General features: G+C 41.8%; 16 protein-coding genes and 1 rRNA gene. 11 read left to right on the forward strand and 6 right to left on the reverse strand.

Annotated elements, in window-relative coordinates; genetic code table 11:
• Together A3848_RS27530 and A3848_RS27535 are read right to left on the reverse strand one after the other, a co-directional pair.
• Positions 1 to 235, reverse strand: a 235-nt coding sequence (locus A3848_RS27530) for a transposase (RefSeq protein WP_143192419.1), incomplete at its 3' end; no start/stop codon positions are given.
• A gap of 550 nt (positions 236 to 785) precedes the next feature.
• Entirely contained in the window at positions 786 to 1199 is a 414-nt protein-coding gene (locus A3848_RS27535; protein WP_074088237.1) for a MerR family transcriptional regulator, read from the reverse strand.
• Positions 1200 to 1370: 171 nt separating this feature from the next.
• On the opposite strand from A3848_RS27535, the gene A3848_RS27540 reads away from it, so the two are divergent.
• The 3 genes from A3848_RS27540 (at position 1371) to A3848_RS27550 (ending at position 3471) form a co-directional block, all read left to right on the forward strand.
• The gene (locus A3848_RS27540) at positions 1371 to 2315 is read left to right on the forward strand and encodes an MBL fold metallo-hydrolase (RefSeq protein WP_074088238.1); all 945 of its coding nucleotides are present in this window, start codon (positions 1371 to 1373) and stop codon (positions 2313 to 2315) included.
• A 160-nt stretch (positions 2316 to 2475) separates the two neighbouring features.
• Positions 2476 to 3057 (forward strand): Crp/Fnr family transcriptional regulator, encoded by a 582-nt coding sequence (locus tag A3848_RS27545; protein WP_074088239.1) that lies wholly within the window; start codon positions 2476 to 2478, stop codon positions 3055 to 3057.
• A 72-nt stretch (positions 3058 to 3129) separates the two neighbouring features.
• Positions 3130 to 3471 (forward strand): darcynin family protein, encoded by a 342-nt coding sequence (locus A3848_RS27550; protein ID WP_074088240.1) that lies wholly within the window; start codon positions 3130 to 3132, stop codon positions 3469 to 3471.
• A 61-nt stretch (positions 3472 to 3532) separates the two neighbouring features.
• Here the strand turns inward: A3848_RS27550 and A3848_RS27555 are convergent, their stop codons facing one another.
• Together A3848_RS27555 and rrf are read right to left on the reverse strand one after the other, a co-directional pair.
• Positions 3533 to 3949 carry a 4-oxalocrotonate tautomerase gene (locus tag A3848_RS27555; protein ID WP_074088241.1) on the reverse strand — a complete coding sequence of 139 codons (417 nt, stop codon included), beginning with the start codon at positions 3947 to 3949 and terminating at the stop codon, positions 3533 to 3535.
• A gap of 85 nt (positions 3950 to 4034) precedes the next feature.
• Positions 4035 to 4151, reverse strand: a 5S ribosomal RNA gene (gene rrf / locus A3848_RS27560).
• Positions 4152 to 4265: 114 nt separating this feature from the next.
• Here rrf and A3848_RS27565 point away from each other — a divergent pair.
• From A3848_RS27565 to A3848_RS33515, 8 genes are all read left to right on the forward strand, one after another.
• Entirely contained in the window at positions 4266 to 4895 is a 630-nt protein-coding gene (locus A3848_RS27565) for a TetR/AcrR family transcriptional regulator (RefSeq protein ID WP_074088242.1), read from the forward strand.
• 252 nt (positions 4896 to 5147) lie between these two features.
• The gene (locus A3848_RS27570) at positions 5148 to 5552 is read left to right on the forward strand and encodes a VOC family protein (protein ID WP_074088243.1); all 405 of its coding nucleotides are present in this window, start codon (positions 5148 to 5150) and stop codon (positions 5550 to 5552) included.
• A gap of 280 nt (positions 5553 to 5832) precedes the next feature.
• On the forward strand, positions 5833 to 6555 hold the full coding sequence (locus A3848_RS27575; RefSeq protein WP_074088244.1) for a response regulator transcription factor: 723 nt from the start codon (positions 5833 to 5835) through the stop codon (positions 6553 to 6555).
• Positions 6545 to 7465, forward strand: coding sequence for a sensor histidine kinase (locus A3848_RS27580; RefSeq protein ID WP_074088245.1), 921 nt, complete (start codon positions 6545 to 6547; stop codon positions 7463 to 7465). The genes A3848_RS27575 and A3848_RS27580 overlap by 11 nt, the downstream gene beginning before the upstream one ends.
• A gap of 132 nt (positions 7466 to 7597) precedes the next feature.
• Positions 7598 to 10075 carry an ABC transporter permease gene (locus tag A3848_RS27585; RefSeq protein WP_074088246.1) on the forward strand — a complete coding sequence of 826 codons (2478 nt, stop codon included), beginning with the start codon at positions 7598 to 7600 and terminating at the stop codon, positions 10073 to 10075.
• A 17-nt stretch (positions 10076 to 10092) separates the two neighbouring features.
• Positions 10093 to 10812: an ABC transporter ATP-binding protein gene (locus A3848_RS27590; protein ID WP_074088247.1), complete on the forward strand. Its 720-nt coding sequence runs from the start codon at positions 10093 to 10095 to the stop codon at positions 10810 to 10812.
• Complete coding sequence (locus A3848_RS27595) at positions 10809 to 11714, forward strand: ABC transporter ATP-binding protein (RefSeq protein ID WP_074088248.1); 906 nt, start codon at positions 10809 to 10811, stop codon at positions 11712 to 11714. Before A3848_RS27590 ends, A3848_RS27595 begins: the two co-directional genes overlap by 4 nt.
• Before the next feature lie 7 nt (positions 11715 to 11721).
• Complete coding sequence (locus tag A3848_RS33515; protein ID WP_074088249.1) at positions 11722 to 12447, forward strand: ABC transporter permease; 726 nt, start codon at positions 11722 to 11724, stop codon at positions 12445 to 12447.
• 146 nt (positions 12448 to 12593) lie between these two features.
• On the opposite strand, the gene A3848_RS27605 is transcribed toward A3848_RS33515, so the two are convergent.
• Positions 12594 to 13412 carry an SDR family oxidoreductase gene (locus tag A3848_RS27605; RefSeq protein WP_074088250.1) on the reverse strand — a complete coding sequence of 273 codons (819 nt, stop codon included), beginning with the start codon at positions 13410 to 13412 and terminating at the stop codon, positions 12594 to 12596.
• Positions 13413 to 13452: 40 nt separating this feature from the next.
• Positions 13453 to 13983, reverse strand: a complete 531-nt coding sequence (locus A3848_RS27610; protein ID WP_074088251.1) for a PadR family transcriptional regulator — start codon at positions 13981 to 13983, stop codon at positions 13453 to 13455.
• Positions 13984 to 14042 lie beyond the last annotated feature (59 nt).

The following is a 14042-nucleotide window of genomic DNA, read 5'->3' on the forward strand; positions in this document are numbered from 1 at the left end:
CTTTGGCGATTTGCCGGGAGGAATAGATTCGCTGCGTATAGGCATAGATAATGACTTTGGTCAGCATTTTAGGATGGTAGCTGTCGCGGCCACCGCCAGGGTAGGCCGCGTCAAAGAGGGCGTCGTCGAGTCGATTTACGGCGGCGTTCACGACACGAACGAGGTGATTTGGTGGGATATCTTCTTCTAAATCCATTGGCAAGCAAAGTGGGTCCATGGTATATTGAATGTACAAAAGAAACCCTCCTTTGAAATGGTTGGTCGCACTTCCATTTTACCAAAAGAGTGGTTTCTTTTTTTGCGTTTTTATAAATATTGTAGTATGTTTCCCGCTTAAACAGCGGAGAGGACGGAACGATTGTGGAAAAGCGATAGCGTTCGCCTTTGTGTCCGGATTTTCACCGCTAAGGGGAATAAAAAAAATCTGGACACAAGAGCGATTGGAACAACGGTCCGTTCGCGGAGCGTCCTCACGGAGCACAACGTTTGTCCGACTCCAAAAACAAGGGATGTCCCAAGTAGCCATTTCATGGCTTATGGGACACCCCCTTTGCTAGTGCTAAGACTTCGACTTTTCCAATCAACTATGTTCACGCATAGCTCTCATCTGCCTTGCTGTCTTACATCACGGCGGCGTCCTCTCGAAACCGCATCATAAATAGGGGTAAGTTTTTTGGTTTGAAACGTATATAAGCCTGTTAAGGCATGCGAGAATTAAACTATGATCGCATGCTGACTTATTCGTGCAGGAAATGCACGGCTTACATTTTTTTCTGCGATGGAATTTATCTAGTATTTACTATGTCTTCTTTCGTAAGTTCTTGGTATAGGGTAAGTTTCTCTTCGGCGAGAGAAATCATGTATTCAATTTCTTGGCGCCTGGATTCCAGTTCCATCAGATGCTTCTCAAGGATTTCAATCCGCTTTTTTAAGGTGGGATTATAATTAGAAGGATTTTCCCCTTGTTGAATTTTATCCATTACACAGCCCTCACGAGTAAATTCCGTAATCTCCTCAAGCGATAAACCCAATTTTTTTAGTTTATTTAGACATTGAATGTAGGAAACCTCGCTTTCTTTGTAGACACGTGCCCCTCCATTACTACGCTTGGGTTCATGTAGTACCCCGATTTTTTCATAATAACGTATCGTATAAGGAGTTAATCCCGTTTTTTCTGACACTTGACTGATTGTAAGCATCCGATTTCTGTCCCTCCTTTTTAATGCTGATATTGAAAAATATTATACAGCTTTCAGTCAACTCAAAGCGAATGTTTACAATTCCCCCTAACTTCACCCTGAAAATTCTCTTGACTTCCAGTTGACTCTAACTTGTAAGTTAACTTTACTAATTGTTAAAGGGGTGCAACAATGAACAACGAATATTTCACGATTCAACAAGCATCGGAAGGTATATGGGGTGTTATTTCGGTTCCAGGCAGCGGTTCTCTGGGGAATGCAGCAATTATTGATCTTGGGGATTTAACCGTTGTAGTGGATACAACCAACCTGCCGTATTCTGGTGCTTTGTTACGCCATACTGCTGAACAATTAACAAACAAACCGGTTAAATATGTAGTGAATACACATTTTCATGGAGATCATGTCAACGGCAATCAGGAATTTATGAAAAGCGAATTTATATCTACCGTTTGGACAAGAGATTTGCTTTCTGATATGGGTGAAGTGAATATTGATCTCATGCAGCAAAACATTCAAAAGATAATAACTAGCCTAACTCATGTACGTTCAACGCAAAGAGATCCCCACATGCTAACTGAAATCGATTATGATCTTTCCGTACAGCGCGCCCTTTATGATGCCATCCCTTCCCTTAGGAGGGTGATACCCACGATAACTTTTGACGATAAACTCGTTATTCAAGGAACAAAGCGAACCATCGAAGTTCTATCTTACGGAGGTGGCCATTCTTTAAGTGATGCTGTTGTGTACGTTCCAGAAGAGCAAACTTTGATCGCGGGTGATTTAATATCGACTAAGACCATCCCGGTCATACCATACGGTAATCCATACGCTTGGATACGCATCCTTAAACGCATTCAAAAAGACCTCAAGGTCGATACTGTCATTCCGGGACACGGAGAGGTATCTAATTCAGATCGAATCACGGATGTCATACGCTTTTTGGAGAATACGATCACTTATGTTTCTGGAGCTGTAAAAAGCGGGAAGGCAGAGTCTTACTGGCTGGAACAAGGGGTATTAAAAGGCTATGAGGATTGGCATCTTCCCCAGTATTTCAGATGGAACTTTCGCTGGCTCTTTAACAGTATGCTTGTTCAAAACAACAGATGAGACAACAAGCAGCACTGTTTGCAAAATAAATATAGAAACGAGGATAAGTATGAAGTATACCTTATAATTTACGTGAAGAGGGCACCCATCGTGTGCCTTTCGATTTCGCTCAATAGATGTTGTCACTTGCGACAAGAAAACTAGGGGGGTGTTATTCCTGATGGATATTGACTACAGTGCTATAAGAGATCTTCCTCAAGCAGCGCACCTTTCCGATGAGGACTGGAACCTGTTTGTAGAACGTACACGAACAAAACGAATCCCTAAAGGAGTCACTCTAATTCAGGCGGGACAATTGGTGAAGCATGCTTATTTTTGCACAATGGGCTTATTTCGCCTGTATTATACGCTTCAAGACGGCAGGGAATATAATGTTGCCTTTACGGTGGAAAATGATTTTGCTACTTCTTATGGTGCCATGGTCATGGGGACGCCTTCTTTCTTTACAATCGAGGCTATGGAAGACTCAGCAGTTATCGAAATATCTTTTGATGTTCTGAAGGAGTTAATGGATAAAAGCCGTGCATGGGAACGTTTTGTGTATAAGAGTGTTGAAAGATTATATATACGAAAGGAAGAAAGAGAGCGGGAATTGCTTTACCTAACCGCGAAGGAAAGATATGACGTGTTTTTGGTCAAGTACCCTGGATTGGGCCATCGGATTCCTCAGTATCACATTGCGTCCTATTTGGGAATTACCCCTGTTTCTCTGAGCCGGATCCTTCATTCGGAAAAAGATTAACCTATGTTAATGCGAAGCCAGCGCTTTATCGCTAAAATAAAACAAAAATAAGCAAATAAAGGTGGTAAAGAAATGCGGTACATGATGGCTGTGCTGTTGGAGTTTTATCCTTCCTGGCTTGCATTGCCTCGGGAGGAACGGAGAACATATGCCGATTCATTGCAGGAGATTATACAAAAATACGGTCAGCACGTCAAAGTGCGATTCTTTGACGCAGAAGCGCTGCCTGGAAAAGATTATACGGATTTTGTCCTGTGCGAAACGGTAGACTTAAAGCAGTACCACTATATGTGGGAAGAAATCAGAGACTCGCTCCCGTACACCAAAGGGTATATGAGAATCAAAGATGTTGTGATGGGAATAGAAAACGCGTTTCAATCGTATGAGGAAGAAGTACTGAATATGGGCCCCTAAAAACCGAATGCGAAACGTACCAAAACTACTTCATGGGGAAGGTCCTTAATGAAATGATTCCCTAGCCTTGCGAAAGCGCTCCGCCTAATTGTTCGTTAGTCAATGCTTGACCACCAATGCCCCAGGCTCCATCGACTGCATGAATAACGTTGATCCAGATTTGCTCTTTTGGTAAATTTCCACCTGACATTTCATGAATGATGTCGGTCGCTTCCATGAAATACCCCTGTTGAATTTCTCGGGTATTAAATGCTGTCGCTGGGGTTTTCCATTCAATAAAAGCGACAGGCGCTTCTTTCGAGCCAGAGAATGTGTGCTCTTGCGAAATGATATGAATGGAGCCGACAATGTTTGGTGTCATGATCTTGTTACCGCTAAGCCCGTGCCATTTTAACATCAGGTCACTTAGACGTGAGAACGCTAGTTTCTCGGTTCCTTGGGGTAAAACACCTTCTGTAAGAGTAAGAGTCAGAGGCATGCACATACATCTCCTTTTGGATTATATTATCGGAACTGTTTCGCAATTCGGTTTTCAAGGAACAAAGAGCAGTCCTATAGGACCCGCATGGCAACGTCCTAATCTCCCAGGACCTTGCGGTCCAAGTACCATTGGCGATGGAGGGCTTAACGGTCGTGTTCGGGATGGGTACGCGTGTGACCCCTCCGCTGTTGCCACCAAACGGATCGTTAGAAAATCTCGCTGCTTAATTTTGGAGTGTTCACTCCACTATTTACGAACTCATCATAACGTTGCGATTCTGGATTGTCAACTCCATTTTTGGTATACTACAAGTATGGAAAACTTAACTGAAATCAAAAAGCAAGAGCATCGGCTGACAAAAAAGGGAAAAGAGACCCGCTCACGTATTGTAGCCGCTGCGGCCAAACTGATGTTTGAGCGGGGTGTTGCGGGTACAAGTGTGGAAGACGTTCAACGGGAGGCGAAGGTAAGCGCCTCTCAGCTATATCATTATTTCAAGGAAAAGCGAGAGCTCGTTCTGGCGGTCATTGTGTATCAGACGGAGTGTGTACTGAATGCCCAGGAGCCCTTACTGAGCCATCTGGACAGTATGGAGGCGCTGCAAACTTGGCGGGATGCGATCGTACAAGTTCAGATTGAACGGAAATGTCAGGGGGGGTGTGCCATCGGCTCGCTTGTCAGCGAGCTGGCCGATACGGAACCGGCGGCTCGTACCGAACTCGCGTCCGCATTTGTGCAGTGGGAGCACTCCATTAGACGAGGACTTCGCGCAATGCATGAGCGCGGTGAGATGAGAGCTGACGGTGATCCGGACAGCCTCGCGCTTGCGCTGCTGGCCGCCCTTCAGGGCGGACTTCTTCTTACACAGGTCCGCAGGGAGACGAGCCCGCTCGAAGCGGGATTGGACGCCATGATCGCGCACATCCGCTCGTTCATGGTCTGAAGTGCTGCACTTTAGGGATGTAATCTCATTCCAAGGCAGGACTATTACGGAGGTTAGACAAGCGTTTCAGGATTCAGTTGAAAATCCCGATAAGATCCGCCATAGTGTTGGAACCCGAACCATTCGATTCGTGAGGAAGCCCTGAAAATTCTAAAACGCTACTGACATAACGTTGTCAGTAGCGTTTTTTTATAATTGGACATGTAAATGTAAGAGAGATAGATAATTAATAATTAGGAAGGATGATATCTGGTGAACTTCGCTTCTGTACGCATCATTACGGACGACGTGGATCGTCTCGTCGAGTTCTATGAGCACGTTATGGGGGTCTCGGCGGAGCGACCTGCGCCTGTATTTGCCGAACTCGTTGTACCAACATGCACCCTTGCCATCGGCCACTCCCAAACGGCGCAGTTATTCGGCGCCGGTTCCGTAGTGGGGGCTAATAATCGTACTGTCATTATTGAGTTCCGTGTCGACGATGTCGAGGCCGAATATGTACGCTTGAAGCCATTTGTCGATAATTGGGTCAAGGAACCGACCACGATGCCGTGGGGGAACCGTTCTATGCTGTTCCGCGATCCCGATGGCAACCTTATTAACCTCTTCGAGCCGGTGACCGAGGATGCGATTAAACGGTTTAGAGGTAGAATGTGAGAAGAATGTTTCTTTGTTGAATTTATATAAGATAGCAGAATCGCTTGAAGTTAATTTAGTCCAGTTGTTTAAGAATTATTATGAGGCAAAGCCCTATAGGGCCAATGAAGTCGTAAAAAGCAAAACGCACAAGCCATTGGCTTGTGCGTTTTGCTGTAGCGTATGTGTAGCACTTATTTTATGATTAATGGCAATAATCAGAGGCGGGAAACCTGGATCGGCGAGGCAATTAAATATCTTTGTATTACAGCTAAATGAATTACTAAAATTGAGGTGCACAATGAACATTGTGAAAAGAGTAATCATCGTTGATGATGATATAGAATTATGTACGGTATTGAAAAAATGCCTTGAAAGTGAGGGTTATTCCGTAGACGTGGCTCATTCCGGGCTCGCAGGAATAAACATGGTGAGAAATAATCACTATGAACTGGTTGTGTTAGATGTGATGTTACCGGAAGTAGGCGGCTTAGAGGTTCTAGCTGAACTGCGCAGAACCTGTAATATGCCGGTTCTTATGCTATCAGCGAAAGATCAAGAAATGGACAAGGTATTAGGTCTGAAAGCAGGTGCAGACGATTATCTTACCAAGCCATTCAGTCTTTCTGAATTGAATGCCCGTGTGAACAGTTTAATTCGAAGGTTTACAGTATTCGGGGGTCGAGTAGACGATAAGGAAAGTAACCACGTTCTTACTTTTGGGAAGTTAACAATAGATCGTGAAAGACATCTAGTTTCTAAGAATGAAACGGAAATATTATTAACTGCAAAAGAGTTCGAACTGCTGAACTTTTTGGCCAGCCATCCTGAACAAGTATTTAGTAAAAGACAAATTTATCAGAATGTATGGAATGAGGAATATGTATATGACGATAACAATATCATGGCGCTAATCCGCCGTACACGTAAGAAAGTCGAAGATAATCCGGACAATCCTCAGTATATTCAAACGGTTTGGGGCGTGGGATACCGCTTCCACTACGAGGCAGCTTATGACGAATAATTTATTACTTATCTTTTTCATTGTTGTATTGCTTGTTTCAGTGGGATTAATAGTTCGCCAATGGCAAACTCGTAAACGTATTAAAGAAATGGAATCTATACTGGAAAAAGTATTGGAGGGCAATAATAAATTACATTTATTTACCATGCCCGGAAAAGAAACGGCGAACTTATCCTTGCAAATTAATCAACTCATGGAATCCTATCAAAAGGAACGTATTCTAGTGAACCGGGAACAACAGGCGAGAAAACAATTGCTGGCAAACCTTTCACATGATGTTCGCACTCCTTTGGCTTCTGTTATTGGTTATTTGGAAGCCGTTACTGGGAAACTGGTTCATGGTAATGAGCGGGAGCTCTATCTGCAAACAGCGCTGCAAAAATCATACGACTTAAAACGCCGCGTTGACCAGTTGTTTGAGCTCGTGCGGCTTGATGCCAATGAAATTCAACTGAAAGAGAAAAAACTAGATATTTGTGAACTGGTTCGCGGTGTTGTTATCGATTTCGTCCCCCTGCTTGAAAAAAGCCATTTCGATGTGGAAACGCAAATTCCTCATGAGGAATACCCTGTTAGGGTAGATCCATCCGCTTTTATTCGTGTGATACAAAACTTAATTCGGAATGTACTTATTCATGGGAAATCAGGTTGTTATTTAGGAATCCACGTCTATGTAGAGAATAAGCATGTTTTTGTAGAAGTCATCGATCATGGAAACGGTATAGCTGCACAAGATATGGAGTTCATTTTTGATCGATTGTATCAAGGTGATGCGGCTAGAACAGAACATGGTGGGCTTGGTCTTGCGATTGCTTACGAACTTATGAAGAAGATGGGTGGTAACATTAATGTAAGTAGCCTGCCATCTTCACAAACGGTGTTTAAGCTGCAATTGCCATTAGCAAGATAAGAGGAGGGAATGCCAAGAGCATTTCCTCCTTTTTGTATGACTATCAGAAAAAAATCAGAATTATATCAGTGGCGTATAGAATTTACTCCTTACAATGAAATCATGAAGCACAAATGTTAGGAGTGGAATGCTGTGGGATTATTTCTGAAATTTGTTATGACATCAGCGATGGAGAAGAAGGGGAAGTTTATCATGCTTCTATTTGCTATCCTGATGAGTGCTACTTTGTTCATTGCAAGCTTGGGAGTCACAGACGTTATGATGAATAACTACATCGAGTCCTATACTCAGGTGATGGAGAACAAAGAGATTTCAATTAAAAGCAAAGACCCAACCGTTGGAATTAAATTAGATGAGGTGAATATGAAAGGGGTACAAGATATCGTTCCCCAATTAGAGTTTAAGGGGACTCACCGCCATGATTTGGATAACAGCATTGTGACAGTCCTCGGCAGGAACACACAAGATATCATCACCAAAGACGCTAATGAAAAAAGCGTACTGGACCATTTTCAAGGTGCAACATGCATTATTTCACAGAAAGTGGGCCAAGAGCTTCATTTGAAAGTGAATGATACCTTACAGCTTAATGTGAATCATCAGGACATAACCGTTCAAGTAGCGGGACTGTTCCTGAATGAGGGTATCTTTTTTGGAGATACCAACGAAGCGTTCCAAATGATTGTTCCGTACGATTTTCTGGCTGGGCAATCGAATATGCCGGGAATGTACAACAACATTATCGCTACAGGAACAGGACCATCTACTCAAGCGTCCATTGATGAGTTTAATAGTGCCAATGAAAACTATGTTGCAAGAACAAGTTTTACGGATCAACAAGGAATGCTGAATGCAATTAAAGAAGGAAGAATCATCTGTTTTGCCCTGTTAGCCGTCGTAATGTTGCTCAGTGCGGTGATTATCTCCAGTTCTTTCAGACTCATTATTGCAGAAAGAATGCCTGTGATTGGCACTTTTTTTAGTCAAGGAGCTACGAAACCTAACATTATTAACGTTCTACTATTGGAAAGCATCCTTTTTGGCGCAATTGGCGGTGTTCTATCATTTTTAGCTGGTAGTGGAATCACCTATGGAGCAGCTTACTTTCTGTCCCCGCATAGAGAGTATGGGATATTCAAATGGCCCACAATCCCCATCTATTACTTTGTATTGGCAGTTCTGTTTGGAATCTTGTTGTCTGTGATTTCATCGCTCCTCCCCATTCTGCAAATCAATAAACTATCCATCAAGGATGTCATATTGGGAGCAGCTGTAGAGAACAGAGCAGGCAATAATACAAGAAAGCTATTAGGCAGTGGCTTTCTTGTCATTTCTCTCTTATTGTTTCTTGTGCAAATAGACGGGATCGTAAGCATTCAGTGTATTCTGCTCATTGCGGGGATTTTATTAGTTCTCCCGAATCTGATTCATGTGGTAACAGCTAAGCTATATGGGATACTCAAGGACAAAGTACCTGTATTGGCTCTAGCCCTTAATAATATCCGGACTTCGAAAGAACTGTTAGGCAACATTACCTTAATGCTGATCGCAGCATTATCGGTAATTACGATCACATCCGTTGGTGATAGTATTCGAACAGTTATGACAGATGGTTTTAACAGAAATAACTTTCAGATACAGATTACGGTTCCGTCAGAAGCTGGCAATATTACGGACACTCTAATGAAAAATGAGCTGAACCGCAGTGATATAGAACAAGATACGCTTCAGAAGCTAAAAGTATTTGGAGGCCAGCGTAACGGAACAGCTTTTCAGATTGCGGGAATAGATAAAGATAAGTATTTAAGCTATGACGGGTATATTGACTGGACAAAGCCTAAGAACCTAAACATATATGAGGCATTCAAGAATGCCAAGGTACCTTCGGTCATTGTCTCCAAAAGTATGGCTAAAGCCCTCGGTATACAAGCTGGAGATAAGCTGCCACTAACGGTTAATCAAACTGAAAAGGAATTGTATGTTACAGGACTTGTAGATATGAAGATGCTGTACGGGGGCTATGTTGTATTAGTAGATAATGATGTGTTACAGCAACAATTTAATTATGTTGGTACGAATATGATTAATGCTAAGGCAACGGGAAACGATGTGAAATTAAGAGATAGCCTGCGGAAACAACTGGGAAATTATAACGTAAAGGTAGTGACGTATGAGGAACTAGAAAGAGCCAATATTGCTGAAAACGAAAAGACCATTGCGGCATTTAGCCTGTTCTCATTGATGGCCTTGGTCATTGCGTCGTTCGGTGTATTAAACAACACCAAAATCAGTTATTTAAACTCAAAGAAGAACATCGCTCTGTTGCACGCAATCGGGTTAAGCAGACAACAGAAGAATAGGTTATTGCTGTTCCAGTCTATTTTTGTGGTGCTTTGGGTGATGCTCCTGCTTATCCCTTGTTCCTATGCGATGATATTTCTGACAAAAGACTTACTGAGCCTCATCGGAATGCTATATGATATCAGGCTAAATCTAATATATGTTCCGTTAGTATTAGGATTCTTGCTAGTTTTAATTGTCCTTTCCACACTTCCAGTCCTCTTAAATGGCAAGAGATTTTCAATAATTAATGAAATGAAATACGAATAGAAGGATAGGTGAGTGTGATGAACAACAGCATCGAAATCATAAATTTAAATAAATCATTCTATATGGGCAAGGAAGAGGTACAAGTATTAAATGATCTGAGCTTTTCGGTAGAAAAGGGTAGTTTTCTCTCCATCATGGGACCTTCAGGCTGTGGGAAATCTACATTGCTATATTTGCTTGGCGGCCTGGATGACCCAACTTCTGGACAGATTATAATCAATGGAAAAGACATAGGTACATTAAAGGAAGATGAAAAAGCAAAGATGAAACGCAGGGACGTAGGCTTTGTATTTCAATTTCATAACTTGGTGCCTAATCTGTCGGTTGAGGATAATATCCTCCTGCCCATTATATTAGATGGTAGGAGTGTAAAGGATTATCGTATAGAATTAAAGGGAATTCTTGATTTGATAAAACTGTCTCATAAGAGAACAGCAACGCCCAGAGAATTATCAGGTGGGCAGCAACAAAGAATTGCCGTCGCAAGAGCCTTGCTGTTTCAACCGGAGATTATTCTTGCTGATGAACCTATAGGTAATCTGGATTCCCACAATGGTGCTACTATTATGGAGCTGTTTCAGAGTATTAATAGGGAGTTCGGAAAAACGATTATTCAGGTTACCCATTCAGAAGCATCTACGCTATATGGCGACTCTGTTATTCATTTAAAAGATGGCGTAATTGAGTCGCAGGAAACCCTACGACCCTGCGGGAGAGGAGTGATTACTACTTTATGATGGTGTTAGAAACCAATGGATTGACCAAAAAATATAATGACCAGCTTGTAGTAAATAATCTCAATATGCATGTGCGGCAAGGGGAGATTTATGCTTTACTTGGCCGTAATGGTGCCGGAAAGACGACAACTTTAAAGATGGTGATGGGTTTGGTAAAACAAACCCGTGGGGAGATTACCGTTTTCGGTGAAAAACTGACTACGTCCAATGCAGGAGGATATAGAAGGATCGGGGCACTTATTGAAGCCCCGGCCTTTTATGAAAACTTAACGGCTATAGAAAATTTGAACTTGATTGCTTCTTTGCGGGGTATCCATAACAAAAACGCAGTGAACAACACATTGGAATTAGTAGGATTGGAGAAAGATACAAACAAGAAATCAGGAAAATTCTCTTTGGGCATGAAGCAACGCCTTGGAATTGCATTGGCCTTAATGCATGATCCTGAATTTATTATTTTGGACGAACCAACGAATAGCCTTGACCCAGCAGGTATTCAGCAAATGCGTTCACTCATTCTCAGGCTAAGTAAAGAAGCAGGAACGTCCATACTCATTTCTAGTCATATTCTAAGTGAGGTGGAACAGCTTGCCGATACCATAGGAATTATTCATCAAGGCTGCCTAGTTGAAGAAGTCCCCATGAATGAAATAAGACGGCGTAATCGCCATTTTATAAAAATGGTAGTATCCAACACAGCCTTAGCCGTACCCATTTTAGAGAAGCAGTTAGGGATTACCGATTTCGATGTTGAAAGCGACTATATTCTAAAAATTTATGAAATAGAAAGAAACATGGAGGACGTAAACAGGTATTTTCATGATGCCCATATTGGTGTTAGCGAAATCAGCATGAACAAAGGGAATTTGGAAGAATACTTTATGAAAATAACAGGGGGGTGAACTAATATTGTTTAGATTCATTCGAGCTGAGTTTATGAAACTCAAAGGCTCCAGTATAATCTGGGTTTGCCTTGCTGCTTGTTGTCTTCTTCCGTTAATCGGTTTTGTTGTAAATCTAGAGGCATCTACTCAAACCACATGGGTCTCCTACTCCGCTCAAAATTTATGGTTGGCAATATTACTGTTGTGGCCATGCATATTTGGACTTATTGGCGCTTATATCTTCACAAGGGAATCCATAGAGAATACATACCGGAACCTGTTTATCATCCCTGTTGGTCGTGTACGATTAGCCCTAGCAAAATTAGCTACACTACTTCTAATTATTTTAGCGATGGCCTCTCTATCCTATATGCTTAACTTTCTTGGCTTATTTATTGGAATCCCTTTTGAAACGGCTCCATTCTGGGATGGATTGATAACCTATTTAAAGTCTGGCTTACTTATGTTCTTTAGCCTTTTACCCGTTCTATCGGTCGCGGTAATTTGCCGTAAAGGTTATCTTATCGCTATTTGTGCAACGATGATATACACAGTGTTATCTTTTGTTGGAGTCTGGTCATCTATGCTATCCTCTATCTTACCTATCGTTACAATTCTGAGGGTCGTCCAGGTTACATCCATTAAGATTGAATATGCATTTCCCATGAGTGTTTCATATTCTTGTATGGCGGCTATTAGCGTTGTTTCCGTGGTCAGTATTTTATGGGTACTAAAAAAACAGGATTTATAGGTTGTTATCTTTATCAGGCGAATGCGCAGCAGGCATGTTTTCGACGATGATACAAACAGCGACTTCGGGGTTTTGGGCGATCTGCTGCATCTTGCCTGAGGTCGTGTAATTTATTGCAGAACGATCATTTCAAATTCCCCCCTTTTTCAAGAAAAATGATGAGCGATATTAGTTAAATACTCTGTTTCATCCGTATTTTCTTTCATATGAATGAGCATCTTGGCATCTTCTCCAACTACATATCGGAATTGACTTGTACCGTCTGTGGCCGCTTGGTATATGGTTTCGGCAACAATTTCTGGAGGCGAAGCGTATGCCGGGTGTTTTTCCATCTCAGCCAATTTACCCCGAAACGCAGTAGTAAATGGCATATAGTCTGTTAGAGCATCATCAAAAAAGAATTCCATTGATCTTCCACCAAAGTCCGTATTAATAGCACCTGGTTCAATCAATTTTACTTTGATGTTTTGTGATGCTAATTCATAAGATACGGACTCAGAAAAACCCTCCACTGCAAATTTGGATGAATGATACAGAGACATCGTAGGAAAGGTTACTTTCCCTCCCATAGAAGAGATATTGATCAGCAAACCTTCTTGATTCGATCTAAAATGTGGTAGCATGGCTGTAGTCATACTGATAAGACCAAAAACGTTCACTTCAAACTGTCTTCTAATCTGCTCATCCGTAGCTGCTTCAATAAGACCCATTGTTCCATATCCGGCATTATTGAGAAGAACATCAATTTTACCAAACCGCTGAGTCGCTTCCGCTAACGCAGATTGAATCGTATCTTTTTTCTCGACATCAAGCCTTAGCACTAACACATTATCTAGTGAAATGAACTCAGTTTCTTGTTCAGGTGAGCGCATCGTGGCTACAACGTTCCATCCTCTTTCGGCAAAATGTTTTACTGTAGCTCTCCCAATGCCCGATGAAGCACCCGTGATAAAAATTGTTTTCATAAAAATTCCTCCTAAAGTTTTGGATTCACTACATTCAGTTCTACTCTTGCACTAACTTCTCCAGGCTTACCAATCCCTCGGCAATGGTCGTAAGTTTAGCCTTATATTCTTCTATCCCAATTTGAATGCAGATGATCTGCGCTGGATGCATTTCATCTTTATGAAGCGAATATTGCTCTAATAATTGATCTAATTTTGTGTGTGATTCCTCTTGGACTTGCTTCAACCAAATAATCACCTTGTCATACCCGACGAATTCACCAAAATATAGCCTCATCATAAAGTCAGATTTCCTGATGCTGTCTGCTACTAGCGGAGCCAGTAAATAGGCTTTAAAACGTTCTCTGCCTTTAGGCGTTATATATATAAGATTTTTGTTAGGCTTACCATCCTGGAGCACATTTTCCTTAGTGATCAACCCCTCCTTTTCCATTCGGGCAAGTGTGGGATAGATCGTTCCATAACTAGAACTATAGAAATTAGAGAATACATTTTCTAATAACTGTTTTATTTGGTATCCAGTCAACGCTTCTTTCATAAGCGTCCCTAAAATAACATCCTGACTGTTCAAAATTGGACCTCCTTGTAGTTTGGGGGAATTTGTATACCGCGATCAAAATATATCACAGT

Origin of the sequence: Paenibacillus sp. P32E, from assembly GCF_001909085.1 — a bacterium.
Lineage (GTDB): Bacteria > Bacillota > Bacilli > Paenibacillales > Paenibacillaceae > Paenibacillus_AQ > Paenibacillus_AQ helianthi.